Annotated in this window: 12 protein-coding genes; 7 read left to right on the top strand and 5 right to left on the bottom strand. The window is 33.3% G+C overall.

The annotated features are described in order from the left end of the window. The first annotated feature begins 258 nt into the window (after positions 1-258). Entirely contained in the window at positions 259-2,628 is a 2,370-nt protein-coding gene (locus K8B81_RS18065) for a GAF domain-containing protein (protein WP_223682953.1), read from the top strand. A 19-nt stretch (positions 2,629-2,647) separates the two neighbouring features. Here K8B81_RS18065 and K8B81_RS18060 read toward each other — a convergent pair whose 3' ends face one another. Next, the gene (locus K8B81_RS18060; RefSeq protein WP_223682952.1) at positions 2,648-3,826 is read right to left on the bottom strand and encodes a Pycsar system effector family protein; all 1,179 of its coding nucleotides are present in this window, start codon (positions 3,824-3,826) and stop codon (positions 2,648-2,650) included. Positions 3,827-3,852: 26 nt separating this feature from the next. On the opposite strand from K8B81_RS18060, the gene K8B81_RS18055 reads away from it, so the two are divergent. Continuing rightward, on the top strand, positions 3,853-7,587 hold the full coding sequence (locus K8B81_RS18055; RefSeq protein WP_223682951.1) for a metallophosphoesterase: 3,735 nt from the start codon (positions 3,853-3,855) through the stop codon (positions 7,585-7,587). Here the strand turns inward: K8B81_RS18055 and K8B81_RS18050 are convergent, their stop codons facing one another. Next, on the bottom strand, positions 7,588-8,448 hold the full coding sequence (locus K8B81_RS18050) for an SdiA-regulated/phytase-like domain-containing protein (protein ID WP_223682950.1): 861 nt from the start codon (positions 8,446-8,448) through the stop codon (positions 7,588-7,590). Between the two features lie 11 nt (positions 8,449-8,459). Further along, a complete protein-coding gene (locus K8B81_RS18045) occupies positions 8,460-9,512 on the bottom strand; it encodes a hypothetical protein (protein WP_223682949.1) in 1,053 nt (350 codons plus the stop codon). Between the two features lie 96 nt (positions 9,513-9,608). Between K8B81_RS18045 and K8B81_RS18040 the strand changes: the two genes are divergently transcribed. The 3 genes from K8B81_RS18040 to K8B81_RS18030 all read left to right on the top strand — a co-directional run bounded on the left by K8B81_RS18040 (position 9,609) and on the right by K8B81_RS18030 (position 16,008). After that, positions 9,609-10,520, top strand: a complete 912-nt coding sequence (locus K8B81_RS18040) for an ABC transporter ATP-binding protein (RefSeq protein ID WP_223682948.1) — start codon at positions 9,609-9,611, stop codon at positions 10,518-10,520. Positions 10,521-10,523: 3 nt separating this feature from the next. After that, positions 10,524-11,360, top strand: a complete 837-nt coding sequence (locus K8B81_RS18035) for an ABC transporter permease (RefSeq protein ID WP_223682947.1) — start codon at positions 10,524-10,526, stop codon at positions 11,358-11,360. Positions 11,361-11,481: 121 nt separating this feature from the next. Continuing rightward, positions 11,482-16,008 (top strand): T9SS type B sorting domain-containing protein, encoded by a 4,527-nt coding sequence (locus K8B81_RS18030; RefSeq protein WP_223682946.1) that lies wholly within the window; start codon positions 11,482-11,484, stop codon positions 16,006-16,008. Between the two features lie 90 nt (positions 16,009-16,098). Here K8B81_RS18030 and typA read toward each other — a convergent pair whose 3' ends face one another. Next, positions 16,099-17,895, bottom strand: a complete 1,797-nt coding sequence (gene typA, locus K8B81_RS18025) for a translational GTPase TypA (protein WP_223682945.1) — start codon at positions 17,893-17,895, stop codon at positions 16,099-16,101. Between the two features lie 167 nt (positions 17,896-18,062). Here typA and K8B81_RS18020 point away from each other — a divergent pair, with 167 nt between their 5' ends. Beyond that, on the top strand, positions 18,063-19,772 hold the full coding sequence (locus K8B81_RS18020; protein ID WP_223682944.1) for a PAS domain-containing sensor histidine kinase: 1,710 nt from the start codon (positions 18,063-18,065) through the stop codon (positions 19,770-19,772). A 3-nt stretch (positions 19,773-19,775) separates the two neighbouring features. Next, positions 19,776-20,183 carry a response regulator gene (locus tag K8B81_RS18015; protein WP_223682943.1) on the top strand — a complete coding sequence of 136 codons (408 nt, stop codon included), beginning with the start codon at positions 19,776-19,778 and terminating at the stop codon, positions 20,181-20,183. Between the two features lie 67 nt (positions 20,184-20,250). On the opposite strand, the gene K8B81_RS18010 is transcribed toward K8B81_RS18015, so the two are convergent. Further along, positions 20,251-21,309, bottom strand: coding sequence for a nucleoid-associated protein (locus K8B81_RS18010; RefSeq protein WP_163394336.1), 1,059 nt, complete (start codon positions 21,307-21,309; stop codon positions 20,251-20,253). Between the last annotated feature and the right edge of the window lie 23 nt (positions 21,310-21,332).

Genomic DNA, 21,332 nt, shown 5'->3' with positions numbered 1-21,332 from the left:
ACATTTTGGTTGGGAAATGTAATCTTTAAAGACTACTTTTGAAGCTATACACACACCGCAATTTAATTAAATTGCAAGAATTAGGAAAGCGAAAACTTTCCTTTTTTTTATGCCACAAAAAAAGCTGTCTCACTTTTGAGACAGCCTCTTTTTTTTGTTTTAATAAGTTTGAATTGAAACGCGATCGAAAATTAAAACACAATAAATAGAAAACAGATTGACTTAATTGCTAATTTTGCATTCTAAAACAAAATTCAGATGAAACCTGTTTTGCACACAGATAGTCCATTTAAAACTATCATCTCCTTTCATAAATTGATTGAGTCTTTTGAAGAAATCGCTTTGTCTGATGTAGATTATCGCTCAAATTATGCAAAAGCTATTTTAAAGCAAATAGAATCGGTCCCGGAATTCAGGACAGGAATAGAAGATTACAGTCTGATTAAAAATCATGAGGCTGTAATCAAAAATATAATGGCTGATTTGTTTCCAACAGCTTTAACTCATAATGAGATAAAGGCAGTAACAATTCCTTTTCAAAACATCTCTTTTAATTATACTGAGCGTTTTAAGAAAATTTTGCGCAATGCAGGCGATGAATTTTATATGGAAATCCGTGATTTTGATGATCACCAATTCTATATCAGTAATTGCTGCCTGATTTTGAGTAGCTATTATAAACAAAATATCGAATTTAATAAAATCTTTTTCTATGATATTCCGGATGAGAGTGGAATTGAAAAACATTACCGTATTATGTACAATGCCGATTTTGTGGAGATTACTCCAACATCTAATTCGGTAGTACTCTCACAAGACGATATTGATTTATTAATAGATAACTACAGTGATATTGATCTCTGGAAAGCTAAATTTCCACCAGGAAGCTGGATATTAAAAGGTTTTGGAATTGTTTCTTTATTTGATGCCACGACAGAAAGTGCTATTTCGAATTTGAAAAGTAATTTGCTAAAACCGGATACAAAAACAGTAGCATCAAATGATATTATCGAAAATATCTTTAAATCAATCTTTAAAATTCCAGATCTAAAAGTCGGTTTTATCATCTATAATCCGGAGGAAGAAAAATTTATCAGACCTGTCAAATTCGATAATCAGTTGCAGAGTTTCCTGCTTTCAACAAATCAGGAAGTAGAATGTAAAAACGCTTTTTTTGGTTGTTCTTTTGAAAATTTACTGGACAACCAGGAGCCTTTTGTGATTTCTAATGTCCAAAAATTCACTGAAGAATCTGAAAACAAACATCTTGGGGAACATTTATTAAGGCAAAATATTCAGAGCTGTGTATTTGCTCCGGTTATTAAGGATGGACATTTATTGGGTGTTGTCGAATTGGTTTCAAAAGTTCCAAGAGCTTTAAATACAGTAAATGCTACAAAACTGGATTTGGTTTTGCCTTATCTCACGGATACAATTGATCGATACAATACCGATATGCAACATCAGGTTGAAGCCATTATTCAACGTGAGTATACTACAATTCACCCTAGCGTATATTGGAAATTTAAAAAGGAATCTCAAAATTATTTTCAAAATACAAATCCAGCCAAAGATTATATTTTCAAAGAAATTGTATTTAAAAATGTATTTCCGCTGTATGGACAAATTGATATAAAAGGTTCTTCTGAACACAGGAATGATACAGTGAGAAGGGATTTAAAAAATCAATTGAATACTATTTTAGAGATTTTCGAAAATCAGAAACCGAACAGCAGTCTGATGCTTTTGGAGCAGCGTAAGTTTGAATTGGAATCGTTGCGTGATGAATTGGATCAGCCGTTAAAAGCGGATACTGAACAATATATTCAACGTTATATAGAAGAAGAAATTCATCCAATTCTAAAAAATACAAAAGATACGGCCATCAATAAAAAACTGGAAGAGCAATACTTTGAAAGCCTGGACGAAAAAACAGGAATGTTTTATCAGGAAAGAAAGAAGTTTGACAATGCGATGTCTATTATCAACAAAAAACTGGCTTCGGTGCTGGATAAAAAACAATTAGAAGCTCAGCAAATATATCCGCATTATTACGAACGTTTTAAAACTGATGGTGTTGAGCATAACTTATATATAGGAGCTTCAATTGCGCCAACCAAACCTTTTGATATTATGTATCTGCATAATCTGCGTTTGTGGCAATTACAGACTTTATGTGAAATGGAACTGGAACATCACCAGCTTAAGGAATCCCTGCCTTATGAATTGGATGTTACTTCGCTTATTTTAGTGTTTAGTTCTGCTCTTTCAATTCGTTTTAGAATGGATGAAAAACGTTTTGATGTTGACGGAACATACAACGCGAGATACGAAGTTGTAAAAAAACGTATTGATAAAGCACACATAAAAGGCAGTGTAGAAAGAATTACTGAGAAAGAAAAAATCACAATCGTATATTCTCAAAATAGTGAAGAAGCTGAGTATTTAAAATATATCAAATATTTGCAGCATAAAAAAATACTGGAGCCTGCGATAGAACAATTTGAAGTGGAAGATCTTCAGGGCGTTTCGGGCTTGAGGGCAATTCGTGTAAAAGTAATTAATAATGTTACCAGCGCTGCGACAAAGAAAATTACCTATCAGGATTTATTGGATGAGCTCAACTAATTGAATTGTTGAGCTTTTTTTAAATGCTTTTGAAAGCGATTACAAATGCAATTACCGTAATGATGATTCCAGTCATGAAAAGGTTATAAGCAATCCGGAGTAGGTTATATTTTCGTTGCAAAACCAGACCTAAATAATATAAATCTTTTATCATTGTAGAATATAGATAATCACGGTCTTTCATCATTTCGTTCATGGCCCAGTCATATTCATGTAAAGGCATTTTGTAAAAATTACCAAAAAACATCAAATTCACTTTTTTTGCTTCAACATCGTCGCGTGTAAAAATACCCGAGGTTACTTTAGGTCTGGTAGATAGAATAGCAAAAATAATAGTGATTACGCTGGAAATCAACATTATGAAAGTAGGGATTACCAAGTGAGCATTTTTTGGGCTGTCTAATTTTGGAATAATAGAAGAGAGCGCAATTGAAATGATAATTGCATTTACAGATAATAAAATATTGGCTTTACTGTCTGCAATCCCGCTTAAACGAGTATGGTTTCCTAAAGTGACACGAAATAAGGTATCAACACCGCGATCTGTTTTTTCTGATTTTTCCTTTTTTTTGTCTTCATCTTCAATTGTAGCCGCTTTTTTGATTTTCTGCTTGTTTATTTTTTTCTGAATTCTGACTAAGTTTTTTTCTTTCAAAGGCTGCCAGTTTTTTTGGGCATAATCTGTATAAAAGTGATGTTTTGTCATTAAAAATTTGAAGTTTTCTGTTGCCCACTCCAGATTTGAAAAATCTACAATACCTGTATTTTTTAATTCAAGTCGTAATAATTCGCAGGTACTAATATATTCGGGACTAATAATATGGATGAAATCTGCGTCCTTTATTATCTTTTCAAGATGATTTTTCGGAATATATTCTTTGGCTGTAGCCGAAATCAAATCTCCTACTTTTTTTATGAATTCATCTGTTTGATTTTTTTCTTTTAAAAATTTAGAAGCAATCCTGATACTTTCATTTTCATGGTTTTCATATCCACTAATATATCCGGTATCGTGAAACCATGCTGCTATTAAAAGTAATTCTCTGTCATCAGGATTTACATTTTCTTTTTTACAAAGTTCTTTAGTTGCATTTACCACACTAAATGTATGGTTAAAATTGTGGTAAGAATATAAAGCAGATAGTTTATCTTTGAGTAAATTAGTAACGAAATCTTCGGACTGTTCTATTAGGTTCATAGAGAATATTTTTATACCACTAAATTATGAAATTGTTTCTGGATAATCATTTTGTTGTAAGGATTAAAAGCCAAATTGTTCCGTTTTTACTTTTGTCTTTAATCTATTCGTGTGCAACGCATCATGCTCAATATGGAAAAAAGGTAAGCGCCAACGAAAACGAAAACGCAACAGATACCATAAAAATTGCACACACTTTTTATTTAGTTGGTGATGCTGGAAATGCAGATGAAAAAAAAGCGCAGCAAACACTGGAATTGCTGCATAATAAATTAAAGAAATCCAGTAAAAGAGCTACTTTATTATTTTTAGGAGATAATATTTATCCTAAAGGTTTTCCCGACAGTAAAAAGGAGGCCGAAGTAAAACTTGCACAAACCAAACTGACCAACCAGCTCAAACTCACTAAAGGTTTTAAAGGGAAAACCATTTTTATCCCGGGAAATCATGATTGGTATAATGGTACAAAAGGGCTAGAGCTTCAGGCTGATTTTATAACGAAACATCTAAATGATAAAAAAGCTTTTTTACCAAGAAAAAATTGTCCAATTGAAGAAGTGAAAATGGATAGTATTACTTCTTTAGTTACAATTGATAGCCAGTGGTTTTTAGAAGACTGGAACGACCATCCGACTATAAATGATAATTGTGACATTAAAACCAGGGAAGATTTTTTTGATGAGCTTGAAAATATTCTGAATAAAAATCAGGAAAAGACAATAGTTCTGGCGATGCATCATCCTTTAATGAGTAATGGTACACATGGCGGACAGTTTTCATTAGAGAAACAATTGTTTCCTTTGGAGAATAAAATTCCGCTTCCAGTTATTGGTTCAATGATTAATTTGATTAGAAAAACATCAGGAATTAGTCCGCAGGATCTTCAGAATAAGCAATACACCATTCTTACGAAAAGAATTAAAGCACTTATTCAGGGGCAAAAAAATATTATTGTAGTTTCGGGACATGATCACAACCTCCAGTTCATCAATAACGAGAATATCAATCAGATTATTAGCGGGGCAGGTTCAAAATCAGAAGCAGCAAGAGCAATAAATCCAAATGATTTTTCTTATGGAGGAAATGGTTATGCAGTATTGACCTTGTTTAAAAGCGGGGATGCAAAAGTAAACTTCTATGGCAATGAAAATAATAAAGAAAAAATGCTTTTTGAACGTGAAATTATAAAAGCAAAAGAATTTAACTGGGCTAAAAAAGCCTCTAATGATTTTCCTAAAACAGTTTCTTCTTCAATTTATACTGAAGAGATGACCAGAAAAAGTGCGGTGCATAAATTTCTTTTTGGAAATCATTATCGTCAATATTACAGTCTTCCAATAGAAGCTCGAACTGCAACCCTGGATACACTGAAAGGAGGCTTAAAACCGGTAAGAGAAGGAGGCGGACATCAATCAATATCATTAAGAGTCGTGGATTCTAAGAAAAGAGAATACGTTATGCGTGCCTTAAAAAAGAGCGCCACACAGTTTCTTCAATCTGTTGCTTTTAAGGATCAGTATGTCGAAACAGATTTTCAGGATACGTATGCGGAGGATTTTTTGCTTGACTTTTACACTACGGCACATCCTTACACACCTTTTTCAATTGGAAATATGGCTGATAAATTAGGATTAGCACATTCTAATCCGGTTTTGTATTATATTCCGAAACAAAATGCCTTAAAAGAGTTTAATTCAAATTTTGGTGATGCATTATACATGATCGAAGAACGGGCAGCAGATAATCAAAAAGATACCCGAAGTTTTGGAAAACCAAATGATATTATCAGTACAGAGGATATGATGAAAAATCTTCATAAGGATGAAAAATATAGTGTTGATGAAAAAGATTACATGAAAGCACGATTGTTTGACATGCTTATTGGTGATTGGGACAGGCATCAGGATCAATGGCGATGGGGAGAATATAAGGAAGGAGATAAAATTGTATATAGACCTATTCCGCGTGATCGTGACCAGGCTTTTACAAAATATGATGGCACCTTGCTTTCTTTATTAATGAATATTCCTGCATTGCGACACATGCGAACCTTTAAAGATAAAATTGATAATGTAAAATGGCTTAATAGGGAACCTTATCCGTTAGATTTGGCTTTTGTGAGAGTAGCCGATAAAAGCGACTGGATTGCACAGGCAAAGTATATTCAGGAACATCTTTCGGATGCTGATATTGATAATGCTTTTAAAAACCTGCCAAAAGAAGTACAGGATGAAACTATTGAAGATATAAAACGAAAACTGAAAAGCAGAAAAAAAGAGCTTCAAAAATATGCTGCAGTCTATTCTGATGTCCTTTCACGAACAGTAATGATAGCAGGAACAGACAAAAAAGATAAGTTTGTTCTAAATCATATTTCTAAAAATAACGTCGAACTAAAAGTATATCGTCTTAAAAAAGAGGGTGAAGAACTGCTTTATACCAAAGTTTATAATGATAAATTGACTAAAAATCTTTGGATTTACGGTTTAGATGATGATGATGTTTATGAAGTAAAAGGAAAATATAACTCAAGAATTTTAATTCGTTTAATCGGAGGACAAAACAATGATTTATATGCTGTTGATAACGGGAAAAGAGTTAGGATTTATGATTTTAAATCAAAAAACAATACTTACAACCTTGATAAAAAAGCACAAAAAGTACTTACAGATGATTACGATGTAAATTTGTATAATTTTGAAAAACCGAAGTATAATGTTGTTGCAGGTTTACCAACCGCCGGCTTTAATCCTGACGATGGTGTGAAAATAGGAATCAATCTTAATTATACAGTTAATAATTTTAAACAAAATCCGTATACACAAAGACATGTTTTAAATAGTTTCTATTATTTTGCTACAGGCGGTTTTGAGTTGGATTATACCTCTCATTTCCCTGGATTATTAGGAAATTGGATTATTGACGTTGAAGCAAAATATACTACGCCAAATTTTGCAATCAATTATTTTGGATATGGAAATGAAACAGTAAATGACGATAAGGATTTAGGAATGGATTTCAATCGTGTTCGTATCCAGAAATTAAGAGTGGCACCTGCTGTAAGACACGTTGGCCGTTATGGAAGTGAATTGAGTTTTCAGCCTGTTTTTGAAAAAATGAAAGTTGACGATACAGAAGGACGTTTTATTGATGTGCCTGGTGTTGTAAATCCTGATGTTTTCGAAGGCCAGCAATTTGCAGGTGCAACCATAAAATATAGTTTTAAAAATGCTGATTTTGCTTCAAAACCTTCGTTAGGAATGGGTTTTATGATTTCAGGCAGCTGGCTGACAAATCTGGATAATTCTAAACAAAATTTCCCTACTGTCGAAAGTAGTTTAAGCTTTGTGCATAAAATTGATTCGCATGGGAAATTAGTTTTTGCAACTTTGTTTAAGACAAAAGCGATTTTAAATAATAACTACGAATTTTATCAGGGTGTGACTTTAGGCGGAGACAAAGATTTACGCGGTTACAGAACAGAACGATTTTTAGGAAATACGTCTTATTCACAAAGCACGGATTTACGTCTAAGTCTTGGCAAAATTCGAAAAACAATTGCTCCTTTGACCTATGGAATTTTAGCAGGATTTGATTATGGACGTATTTGGCTTGATGGTGAAGATTCAAAAAAATGGCACAACGATTTTGGCGGCGGAATCTGGATTAACGGAATAAATCTAATTACAGCGAGAGTTTCCTATTTTCAATCACCGGACGAAAGAGGAAGGGTTGTTGTAGGAGCCGCTTATAGTTTTTAGTTATTTTAATTTCAATTCATAAACATTGCCGCCGATTTTATTGGTTTTTTCATCAGCAATTAATAAAGTAGTATTGTCTTTAAAAACAACTGCTTCTTTTTGTGAAAAATGATTTAAAGCAATTTCGTTTTGAGTTCCTTTGTGAAAAGAATCCCCACTGAAATCTTTGAATAGTACAATTTTATCGTGACTTAACAATGCAATTTTTTTTCCATCCGGACTAATTGTTGCACTTGTTAGCACACAATGATTGTAATTATTGCAGGTTTTAAATTCGCCAATTTTAACCGCTTTTTGAGTTCCCGGAGCATTTACTATTTTGTAAATAAATGCAGTTCCGTCAAAACCTTTGCTACGGTTTTTGGTAAAAAGATAAAAATAGTTCCGGTATTCAAAAAAACCTTCAACATCATAGAATAATTCTTTTTTCTTAGGCGGAAATTGTGTCTGCTCAGGATAGGAAAAAGAAACTTTATATTCAGCAACGGCATTTTCTTTATTTAATTCACTTTTGGCAATTTTATAAATACACAAATCCTGACGTTTATTATCGTTATTACCAAAGTCGCCTATGTAAATATTTCCTGCTGTATCTTTTGTAATATCTTCCCAATCTACGTTTTGAGCGTTTGTAATGGCGATAGTCTTTTCTAATTTTCCTTCTGAATTTATAGCGTAAATTTCGTTTTTATTGCCGCTGTCTTCAAGTGTATAAATCAAATCAGTCTCAGGGAAATAAGTGATTCCTGAAACTTCTTTAAGCTTTTTAGGAAGCGAATAAAGCGTTTTTAAATCACTATTTGATTGCTGTTGGCAAGCGAGTAAAACGAGAGAAGTTACAATTAAGAAGGACTTTTTCATAAGATAATTTTTTAAATCAGGTTGGTGTTTTTAAAATTACGAGTGATAAATTCAAAAGCGGCATGCATGATATGCCCCATCGATTTTGCATTTTTAAATTTCATATCATTAGTATAACGGTACAATTCCATTTTTAGCTGATTCAAATGTTCTTCCGTTGAAATGGTATCGTGACACATGATGTTTAAAAGCTTTTTAATTCTGTTTTCGGCAGAATGGATTCGCTTTGCTAAAATAGCACGTTCTTCATCTTTGTATTGAATAATAGAGCGTTCTTCGAGCTTTTCCTTAATCAGTTTTATCATCGGATAATTTTCTTTGAAAAACTGAGGACGATACACTTTAAAATTGCCTTCGTAACATTGCTGGTCAAAATCAATCGGACGAATTTTATACACTACCTGATCAAAATCATGAATTGGTACGATTACATAATTATAAGCCCGCATATCGCCTAAAAGCCTAATCATACAGCGTTCATTGAATTTTACAAACTCTTTTGCGATTTGTGATTTTTCGGTTTCTGTACAGGAATCCAATAAAGAGCCCATGAAAACATCACCCGGAATGCCGATAATATGTTCTTCAATCAGCGTATCATTATAAACCAGAAAGTTGATTTTGTCAGGAGATAAAATATCTTCTAATTCCAGTCCATAAATTCTGGAAGCATCCGCTTTTTTAATATAAAAATGAACGTAATTGTCATTAAGAATATTTCGAACCTTAATCCGGAAAGGTTTTGAATTGCCAAATGTGCAGTAATCAATGGCATCAATATTAAGAAACTGGATAATTTCGCTATTTCCGTCAGAATGTAAAAGAGAATATATTTTCTTCAGGTTCAGATCAATTTCATTTCTTTCAAATTCATTATAATAGACTCTGATCCATAAAGTGTCAGCATCATTCTTATCATATACATTTATAGAACCTGAAAAGCGCAATAAGTCGTCATAAAACACAGAAACTTTAGAGATTCTTTCGTATCGTTCTAAGTAACTTAAAAGAGGCTGCGTCAGAGGGTAGGTAGGTTTTTTTAACAGCATTAAAGGCTCGCTCATTTTCAATATCTTTAATGCAAATTTACATTAATTTATATTTAGAGTAACAATATCTAAGTTGAAACGTCTTACTAAAAAACTAAAACCGAAATAAATTTGGAAACCATACTCACAATTGAAAATCTTCATAAAAGATATGGGCGAATTCAGGCCTTGAAAAATATATCTTTTGAAATACAAAAAGGACGCGTTTACGGTATTTTAGGACCAAACGGAAGCGGAAAATCAACTACTTTAGGAATTGTTCTGAATGTTGTAAACCGGACATCTGGGAATTATAGCTGGTTTGGTGGAAAAATGCAAACCCATGAAGCTTTAAAAAAAGTAGGCGCAATAATAGAGCGCCCTAATTTTTATCCTTATATGACCGCTGAAGAAAACCTGAAATTAGTCTGCAAAATAAAAAGCATTGATTATTCTAAAATAAATGAAAAGCTTGATCTTGTTGGTCTGACAGAAAGGAAAAACAGTAAATTCAGTACTTTTTCTTTAGGAATGAAGCAGCGTCTGGCTATTGCTTCGGCACTTTTAAATGATCCTGAAATTTTAATTTTGGATGAACCTACAAACGGATTAGATCCACAGGGGATTCATCAGATTCGTGATATTATTAAAAAAATTGCGTCGCAGGGAACGACTATTCTACTGGCTTCACATTTATTGGATGAAGTTGAAAAAGTGTGTTCGCATGTTGTGGTTTTGCGAAAAGGAGAGATGCTGTATTCAGGCTCTGTTGACGGAATGTCTGCCAATGAAGGTTTCTTTGAAGTTCAGTCTGAGGATAATGAAACTTTAAAATCGGTTTTGAATGAACATCCTGCAGTTGACAGAATTGCCGAAGAAGAAGGGAAAATTTCGGTTTATTTAAAATCTGAATTGTCAGCTTCTGAACTAAATAAATTTTTATTCTCAAAAGATATTGCCCTAAGCCATTTAGTGAAGCGGAAAAACAGTTTAGAAGCACAGTTTTTAGAATTAACCAAAAATGCCAACGCTCAAAATAACTAAACCATGAACAGACTTATTTCAATAGAGTTCCAAAAGATCTGGAAAAACAAAGCCAGTAAAGTATTGACCCTAACGTATTTCATTTTACTTTCATTTATAGCTTTAATTGCGTCAATAAAATTTGATTTGGGAATTTTTAGATTCCACTTAGCAGAAATGGGAATTTTTAATTTTCCTTTTATTTGGCATTTTAATACGTATGTAGCCGCATGGCTGAAATTTTTTCTGGCTATTGTTATTGTTTCTATGATGGCGAATGAATATAGTTACGGGACTTTAAAACAGAATTTGATTGATGGGCTAAGCAAAAAAGAATTTGTGTTGTCTAAATTCTTTACAGTTGTTGTTTTCGCATTTTGCTCGACGATATTCGTTTTCGTAATGAGTCTTATTTTAGGACTTTGTTTTTCATCTTATACTGAATTTGGAATTATTTGTACTGATTTAGATTATCTTCTGGCTTTTTTTATAAAGTTGACGGGCTTCTTTTCTTTCTGTTTGTTCTTAGGAATTTTAGTAAAACGATCTGCTTTTGCATTGGGATTTCTTTTGGTTTGGAGCATATTGGAAGGAATTTTGAAAGGTGTTTTAGTATTTAAAATATTCCCTGACAGCTCTATTGGATATACTATTATGAAGTTTTTTCCATTAGAAGCCATGTCAAATTTAATTATTGAACCATTTACAAGATTGTCAGTAATTAAAACTATTGGCAATCAAATGGGAGTTGATAATGTGAAGGATTATAGTGTTGATTATTTTTCAGTTCTGATTGTTTTAGCCTGGACGTTTTTGTTCGTTTACTTTTCATATAAAATACTGAAAAAAAGAGATTTGTAGTATTCCGGATAATGTAGTTTTTTTCAGATTATTTGAATATATTCTGATAAATAGTTTTATGAAAAGCGGTAAAAAAATGCTTTGATTTTAAAAATAATGCAAAAATCATTACTTTTAAAATATGCTAAAAAATATACTTTTATATCTTTTTTTACTATTTGTACCTTTTCTGGGTTTTTCGCAATTTAGTAAAACGCATTATATTCCGCCTGTAGTGGCTTCAGCAGGTGTGCCGGTAGGTCAGCAATATATTTATATTTCTACTCCAAGTTCAACCCCGGTTAATTTTATAATAAACGAAATAGGAGGAGCATCTTTTAAAGGAATAGTTTCGAGAGATGTACCTTATATTTTTGATATTAATGCGCATAATTCAAAACAATTCGTTCTTGAAGAGTTTGATGTAAGCAATATTCAGTCGAATCGGGGTTATACTATCGAAGCCGGAGATGTTGTGTATGCCACATTACGTATTACTGACAGAACTGGAAATCAGGCAAGTGAAATAGTTTCAAAAGGGCTGGCAGCCCTGGGAACGCAGTTCAGAATTAGCGGTCTTACCAATAAATTAAATGAAGGCTATTCAGATAGACATTTGACATTCGCATCTGTTTTAGCTACTGAAAACAATACTACAATCAATTTTAAAGACATTAAAACAGGTGCTATCCTGATTAATAATACCCTTACCGGAAACTCGCTTTCGAGTATTACTCTCAATAGTGGTGAAAGTTATACTATTGCAGTAAAAGGTCCCCTGCCTGCTAATAATGATGCACTTATTGGTGTATTAATTACATCAAACAAGCTTATAGCTGTAAATTGTGGTTCTTTTGCAGGGTCAAATGGTTTGATTAGAAATAATGTAGATCTTGGGATTGACCAGATTGTGTCGGCAGAAAGAACTGGTACCGAGTATATATTTATTAAAAGTACAGGTTCGCCAGACGTAGAGAAGGTAATATTAATAGCTCATGAAGATAATACTGAAATATTTTTGAATGGTTCTGCAACTTCGGCTTATTCTATCGATGCCGGAGAATACATTTCGCTTTTAGGGTCAGACTATAATGCTCAGGGTAATTTGTATGTGCGCTCCAGCAAAAACATCTTCGCTTATCAGAGCATAGGTGATGATTTAAGAGGGGATGAGGCTAATCAGGAAATGTTTTTTGTCCCGCCTTTAAGCTGTCAGAGTCCAAAATCGATCGATAATATTCCGGCAATTGAGTCGGTTGGTAATCGCATTTTTAAAGGCAGGGTCACACTTATCACTAAAGCAGGATCAGATTTAAATTTTATAGAGAATAAAATACCTTATACTTTAGCAGCATTACGTAGAAAAGTAAATGTTTCAGGACCCACTGCTGTAACAGGAAATGCTGAATATGAATGTTATGTTATAACCGGACTAATCGGAGATGTATCTGTTTTTTCGACTTCACAGTTATATTTAGCGGCATATGGAAGTGATGATGCAGCAACATTTGGAGGTTATTACTCTGGATTTACTTTTAAACCCGAAATCAATTTTCAGCAATTGAGTATAGCCCAATCAGGCTGTATCCCGAATGTGAGGCTTAATGTGAGTTCTGTAGCTGGGTTTGACGTGTTTCAGTGGTATTTTAATGATACAGAAATTCCAGGAGCTACTTCAAACAGTTATTTACCAACGCAGCCGGGATATTACAAAGTAAGAGCGACCTTATCAGCTTGTGGGACTGAATTTTTTTCGGATGAAATTCCTGTAAGTGATTGTCCTGCAGATAGGGATGATGACAAAGTCAATGATAATATAGATCTTGATAATGACGGGGATGGAATAGCGAATTGTACTGAATCGTTTGGAAATCAGAATATAGATCTTTCTAAATTAACTTTAAATACTATTTCCATTGGCGGTACTTATACAAATTCATTTGCTGGGACAATAACTACTTCAGCAACATCTGGTTTTATGTCCTTTTTAGGAAGTCCTGATGGAAGTTTCGTTAGTGAAGTACCAGCCGGAAAAACAAATTGGGTAAAATATACGATGACTTTCGCTCAGCCTGCGTCAATAGGACTGGAATATATTTCAGTAGGAAATGCTGCTGATTTACTGAATTCTACAGCGGAATATGTGGTGAGTTCAGAAATAAATAAAACAGTAACGGTATTAAATCCAAACAACCAATTATTGATCGACACTAATTATGATGGTTTTTATGAAAGTGGTGTAACTGAATTTTCATCTTTTGAAATTCGTTTTAGGTTGAATGGTGCTGCCCCATTAGCAGCTGGCACAGGAACTTTTAAATTTTTAACAAATGAGTCTAAAATAATTAGTTTTAAACATCAAAACCTTTCTGATATATTATTAAATAGAACATCTTTAAAATTCTATTTGGTTTGTGTTTCTAAAGATTCGGATAATGACGGAATTCCGGATCAGTTAGATCTGGACAGCGATAATGATGGTATTCCTGATGCTGTTGAAGCACTAGGTGTAAATTTAAAAGTAGTTTCTAATATTGATACCAATCATGACGGGATTGATGACAGTTTTGGAAACGGATTGATACCTTCGGATTTTGATAATGATGCTATTCCTGATTATTTAGATCTGGATAGCGACAATGACGGAATTTATGACTTGATTGAATCCGGAAGTAACGCTGCAGATGTAAATAGGGATGGTGTAATAGACGGGAATAATTTTGGTTCAAACGGACTGGCTAATGCTGTGGAAACTACTCCCGAAAGCGGAAAAATAAATTACAGTATAACAGATACTGATTTAGACAACGTTTATAATTATATCGAAACAGATAGCGATAACGACCTTTGCCCTGACGTTACAGAAGCTGGATTTATGGATGGGAATAACGATCATTTTTTGGGATCGGCTGCTCCTCCGGCAGTAAATAAAAATGGAATCGTTACTAGTGGGACTGGTTATAGTAGTCCAAATTTGAATTATACGATTCCTGCGCCTATTATTATCGATAAGCAACCAGAAAACAAATCGGTTTGCGAATTACAAAACACTGTTTTTACAATTGTTGCTGCTTCAATTTCCGGTTATCAATGGCAGATTTCTACTGATGGCGGTACAACCTGGAATGATTTGGTAAATACGGCAACATACTCAGGGGTAAATTCTTCTTACTTAACAGTTTCTAATGTTTTGAAATCAATGAATGCCTATCAATACAGGGTGTTTTTGAGCCGTACAGGCAATTCATGCGGATTATATTCGGATGCTGCAACTTTGACATTATTAGCTTTGCCAACGGTTAATTCTCCAATAACTCTTGTACAGTGTGATGACGATACGGATGGTATTTCAACATTTAATCTAATACAGAAAAATAACGATATTTCAGTCAATTCCGCACTGGAAAAATTCACTTATTACACCACTTTTGCAGCAGCAGTATCAAAAGACAACATATCATTAATTGCAAATCCTTTAGCTTATAAAACTTCTGACAGAGTTATTTATGTTCGTACTGAAAATGCAAATGGTTGTTTTAGTGTGTCACAATTAAATCTGTTTGTTTCAGTGACTCAAATACCGAATAGTTTTCAAATTGCTGGTTATCAGGTTTGTGATGATTTTATAGATGGAGTCAGTGTAGACACAGATGGTATTTCAGCTTTTGATTTTAGTAATGTAACACAGCAAATTAAAAATACGCTTCCTGCTTCCGGATCAAATTATACGATAAGTTATTATAAAAATGAGGCAGATTTCCTGGCGGAAACAGATGCTTTCAGTAATTCATTGGCAATTGAAAATATCGCAAATTATCGAAATATTGGATATCCAAATAAACAGAAAATATGGGCAAGGGTTGAAAATTCTTTGTCAAATGAGTGTTTTGGATATGTAACTTTTGAGTTAGTAGTAAATCCATTCCCAAATATAGATTTAAACATTGACGGTCTGGAAAATGAAATTGTCTGTACTAATTTACCTGAATTTATGGTCAGACTTGAAGCGGGAATTAATGACGGTACGCCAATAAATGAGTATACCTATCAATGGTTTTTGAATGGAAATACCATCTCCGGAGCTATAAATTATTCAATTGAAGTGGATAAGCAAGGAGAATATAGCGTTGAAGTAAAAAATACAAATAATTGTTCGAGAACCCGAACTATAAAAGTCACAGCATCGGATATTGCCGGTATTAACGAAATTAAAATTAAAGATTTAAGCGAGAACAATTCAGTTGTGATAGATGTAAATGGACCTGGACATTATGTATACAGTATTTCGGATTCAAATGGTCCTTATCAGGATTCAAATGTGTTCCAAAATGTTGATATTGGTTTTCATACTGTTTATATTAAAGATATGAATGGGTGCGGAATAACTGAAAAAGTAATTGCTGTTCTCGGAGCTCCAAAGTTTTTTACTCCAAATGGAGATGGTCATAACGATACCTGGAATATAAAAGGCGTAAGCAAGGATTTTTATTCCAAATCAATCATTTATATTTTTGACAGATATGGAAAACTGATTAACCAAATTTCTCCTTTAGGCTCGGGATGGGATGGTACATTTAACGGAATACCCATGCCTGCTGACGATTATTGGTATTCGGCAAAATTTGAAGATGGGCGTGAAACAAAAGGTCACTTTAGTCTAAAAAGATAATTTTTTGAAACTCCGATTCAAAAACAGTTAAAAAAATCCCAAACTCATTATTGTCTGGAGTTTGGGATTTAATGTTGAAATTTAATATAATTAGATTTTATATCTTTTTCTGTCAGTTTCACTTAAGTAAATCTTTCTTAAACGAAGAGATTTTGGAGTAACTTCAACGTACTCGTCTTTTTGAATATATTCTAAAGCTTCTTCTAAAGAGAATTTGATAGCAGGAATAATTCTGGCTTTATCATCAGCTCCAGAAGAACGTACGTTTGAAAGTTTTTTCGTTTTAGTAACGTTAACCGTCATATCGTCGCTACGAGTGTTTTCTCCAATAACCTGACCTTCATAAATATCCTCGTTTGGATCAACGAAGAATTTACCACGATCCTGTAATTTATCGATAGAGTAAGGAATTGCTTTTCCGTTTTCCATAGAGATTAATGAACCGTTGTTACGTCCTGGGATTTCTCCTTTGTATGGTTCGTATCCGATGAAACGGTGTGCCATAATAGCTTCACCAGCCGTAGCGGTAAGTAATTGATTTCTTAAACCAATAATTCCACGGGATGGAATATTGAATTTAACAATCATACGCTCACCTTTGCCTTCCATAGAAAGCATTTCTCCTTTACGGATCGTTACGAATTCAACCGCTCTACCTGAAAGGTTTTCTGGTAAGTCGATTGTTAATTCCTCAATTGGCTCACATTTCACACCATCAATTTCTTTGATGATAACCTGTGGCTGACCAATTTGAAGTTCGTAGCCTTCTCTTCTCATTGTTTCAATAAGGACTGATAAGTGTAGTACACCGCGACCAAAAACCATGAATTTATCAGCAGAATCAGTTTCTCCAACTTTCATCGCTAAGTTTTTCTCAAGCTCTTTTGTTAATCTTTCACGAATATGTCTGGAAGTAACAAATTTACCTTCTTTACCAAAGAAAGGAGAGTCGTTAATGGTAAACAACATAGACATTGTTGGCTCATCGATAGCAATAGTTTGTAAAGCCTCAGGATTTTCGAAGTCAGCGATAGTATCTCCAATTTCAAAACCTTCAATACCTACAACAGCACAAATATCACCAGCAACAACTTCTTCTACTTTTCTACGGCCTAAACCTTCAAAAGTGTGTAATTCCTTAATTCTGGATTTGATGATTTTTCCATCTCTTTTTACCAAAGAAATTGGCATTCCTTCTTTCAAAGTTCCTCTTTCAAGACGTCCGATAGCGATACGGCCTGTAAAAGAAGAGAAATCTAAAGATGTGATGAGCATTTGTGGAGTACCTTCAGAAACTTTTGGAGCAGGGACATTTGCAATAACCATATCTAATAATGGCTCAATGTTTTGTGTTTGAACTTTCCAGTCATCAGACATCCAGTTGTTCTTAGCAGAACCGTAAACAGTTGGAAAATCCAATTGCTCTTCAGTAGCACCTAATTCGAACATTAAGTCGAAAACTTTTTCATGCACTTCTTCCGGAGTACAGTTTTCTTTATCAACTTTATTGATAACTACACATGGCTTAAGACCTAAGTCAATAGCTTTTTGTAATACAAAACGGGTTTGTGGCATCGGACCTTCAAAAGCATCCACAAGTAAACATACACCATCGGCCATGTTCAATACACGCTCTACTTCACCTCCAAAATCGGCGTGGCCTGGAGTGTCAATAATATTGATTTTTGTCCCTTTATATTGAACAGAAACGTTTTTAGAAGTAATAGTAATACCTCTCTCACGCTCTAAATCGTTATTATCAAGAATTAAATCACCTGTGTTTTCGTTTTCACGAAATAACTGACAGTGATACATAATTTTATCAACCAAAGTGGTTTTACCGTGATCGACGTGGGCAATAATTGCAATGTTTCTAATAGATTCCATCTGTGATTTTTAATGGGCGCAAAGGTACACTTTATTTTGATAAAAAAAACGTTTTGAAGATAGTTTACGTAATGCCAGCGAATTAGTTTAACGAAATAGTAATAATTCAATAGATTTAAACACAATTCTGTTTGGTTCAGTCTGGTTTATTTGCCTATATTTGAGTAATGAAAAGTAAACCTAAACAAATTACGCTGATATATATTATCATTTCGTTATTTATGGCTGTCTTGTGTCATAAATTACTGGTTTGCTACGCTTTAAAAACTGAATTCTTTTATCTTAGTTTTATAAAAGACATTATTTATATATTTTTTACCGGAGTGGTTTTTAATTATATTTTATCTAAAAATGAAAATAAGAATATTTCCATTTTAAAAAAAATGCAGCTTACTAATGAAGAGATTAAAGAGTCTAATGAGAAGTATGATATAGTTGCAAAAGCTACCAGTGATACGATATGGGACTGGAGAATTCAGGAAGATTACATTACATGGAATAAAGGAATAGAAACTGTTTTTGGATATAAACACGAAGATGTAGGTGTGACATCGAAATGGTGGTTCGATAAAATTCATCCGGAAGACAGTATCAGGATGTCTGTTAAATTATATTCTTTTATTGAACAGAAAACTGAAAAATGGCAGGATCAATATCGCTTCAGGTGTGCAGACGGAAACTATAAATATGTTTTAGACAGAGGGTTTCTCTTAAAGGATGAAAACGGCAAGGCTATCAGGATGATTGGGGCTATTCAGGATATCACAAAACAAAAAGAAGAGGAGCAGCGGCTTAAACTTTTAGAAACCGTAATTATTCAGTCTAAAGATTCTATTTTGATTACAGAAGCAAATTCTACTGACGGTAAAATTCCGAGAATTGTTTACGTAAATCCTGCTTTTTCTAAAATGTCTGGCTACGAATCCGATGAAATCCTGGGGCAGTCGCCAAATGTTTTTAAAGGGCCAAATTCAGATTCTGAAGCATTAAAAAAAGTATTAAAAGCTATCAAGGAAGAAAAGGAATGTCTAATTGAAACCATAAGTTACAGCAAAGATAAAAAGGAGTATTGGGTTCGTTTTTCTATGATTCCAATTTTTAATTCAGAAGGTGTTTTGTCACATTGGATATCGATTCAGCAGGATATTACAGAAGAAAGAAAACTTGAAACAGAAAAAGAACATTTGATTCGTGAATTGACTCAGAATAATAAAGACTTAAAGCAGTTTTCGTATATAACTTCGCATAACCTTAGGGCTCCACTGTCTAATTTAATGGGGTTGTTGAATCTGATTGAGTATATACCTATAGATAACCCTGAGTTACAGGAAATTCTTAATGGTTTTTATAAGTCAACGTATCTTTTAAATGAAACAATTAATGATCTGGTAAAGGTTATCATTATAAAAGATAATCCTTCGATGCAGAAAGAAATGGTTTCTCTGGCCGAGGTTTTTGAAAATGTATTTGGTCAGTTGTCTTTTCAAATAGAGACACATAAGCCTATAATAAAACTTAAGCTGGATAAAGTTCCGTTACTTAATACTAATAAGGCTTATATTGAAAGTATATTATTAAATTTGTTAACGAATTCGATTAAATACAAATCTGAGAATAGAAAGTTAAAAATTTCAATAACCGCTGAACAAGTTGGTCAGACAGTTTTTTTGACTTTTACTGATAATGGAATCGGTATTGATCTAGAAAGAAACGGTGATAAAGTTTTCGGATTATACCAAAGATTTCATAATTATCCCGATAGCAAAGGTCTGGGTTTGTATCTTGTTAAATCGCAGGTTGAAACTATGGGGGGGACAATTACTGTTGAAAGTGAGGTCAATAAAGGAACCTCATTTATCATAACATTTAAAAATTAATTTATGCTGGAAGAAATTTTATGTATTGATGATGATCCTATTACATTAATGCTGTCTAAAAAAGTAATTGCAAAAGCAGGTTTTTCTGATTTAATCATCACAGCTCAAAATGGTGAGGAAGCTTTGTCGTATTTCAATACTCTAAAATATAGTAAAGATCAGCCGGTAAAAAAGCCACAATTGATCTTTCTGGATTTGAATATGCCTGTTATGGGAGGCTGGGAGTTTTTAGATCATTTTACAACGTCTGATTATGAGGAGTTTAATTCTATTAATGTTATCGTTTTATCTTCTACAATTAATCCTGAAGATTTAGCAAAAGCAAAAAAATATCCTATTATAATTGATTTTCTTTCTAAGCCTATAACCTTGCAAATGCTTGAATACCTGAAAAATAAAATTGAACTATAATAAAAAAAACGGCAATTAGATTTAATTGCCGTTTTTGTTTAAGTAAGTAATAGAAAATGAATCCTCCTTAGTTTTTTTCTTCTTTGTTGAAATATACTAAGTAGTAATACATTTGTTTTTCTTCATCCCAGCCTTTTTCGACAAATTTTTCTGCGCTTTCAGGATTAATAAAGTCCATTTTAATCTGAATATGAGTATCCAGATTAATCACGTTTTTAATCGATTTTCTGGCGTCAGAAACTGCTGCGTTAGCAATAGGGAATGAGGTAACATCTTCGATGCTGTATTTTTCTCCTTTATCGACTTTATAGTTTTTAAATTCGGGGATTAAATCAGGATTGTCTAATACTTCATTTAGGAAATTCTGTTCTTCAAACTGATCATTTTTAGCGAAATAATTCACAGATCGGTTCATAAACATTACTTCTTCTTTTTTGTCTTCTGCTGGTAAAACAACATCTTTCGCAAAGTTTTGACAGAATTTTAAATATTTTTTGGTGATAAAGTTTTCATCTTCAAAAGCATCCACAGATAAAAAGTGCTCAAGCCAGTAACGGGCATCATAACGGTTGCTGTCTACGGTTAAGATTTTGTATCCTTCTTCTTTTTTGTAATTAAAAATAAGGCATCCTTTATCTAACTTACTCAGGTTGATTCCCTGCTGTAAAATCATTTCAAGATTACTGTCTTTTTCTTCAAATTGTAAAAAATCAGATTGTAATTCGCTTTTAAAAATTCCAATCGCGTCAACTACATTGTTATCAATGCTTAAATTAGTCAAATACGTTACGTAAACCTCTCCGTTTTTAATATGCGGATGATTGGACTGTTCATATAAATGCTTCGTGATTTTTTTTGAAACTTCCTGAACACTTGATGGATTTGCAAAAATTTCAGTTGCAAATTTAAACATGTCGTTGTAGTCCAGATCTACTTCGTGTGCAAACTGATAATAATTTTCTTCTTTTTCTCTAAAAGGCTTAAAAAAATACTCTTTAATTAATGGTACAATTTCATCATTTAAATTAAATGGCTGTTCCGATAAAAAAATCGCTTCATTTCGGCTTTTATTTCCTACGCGATGTATCGCCAGAGTTTCGATGTGGGTATTGAAAAGGTTTATCATATTTCTAGGTGCTGAGGTTCTAA

Origin of the sequence: Flavobacterium hibisci, from assembly GCF_020026925.1 — a bacterium.
Taxonomy (GTDB): domain Bacteria; phylum Bacteroidota; class Bacteroidia; order Flavobacteriales; family Flavobacteriaceae; genus Flavobacterium; species Flavobacterium hibisci.
The sequence above is the reverse complement of the archived record's forward strand: the minus strand, read 5'-3'. Positions and strand labels throughout refer to the sequence as shown.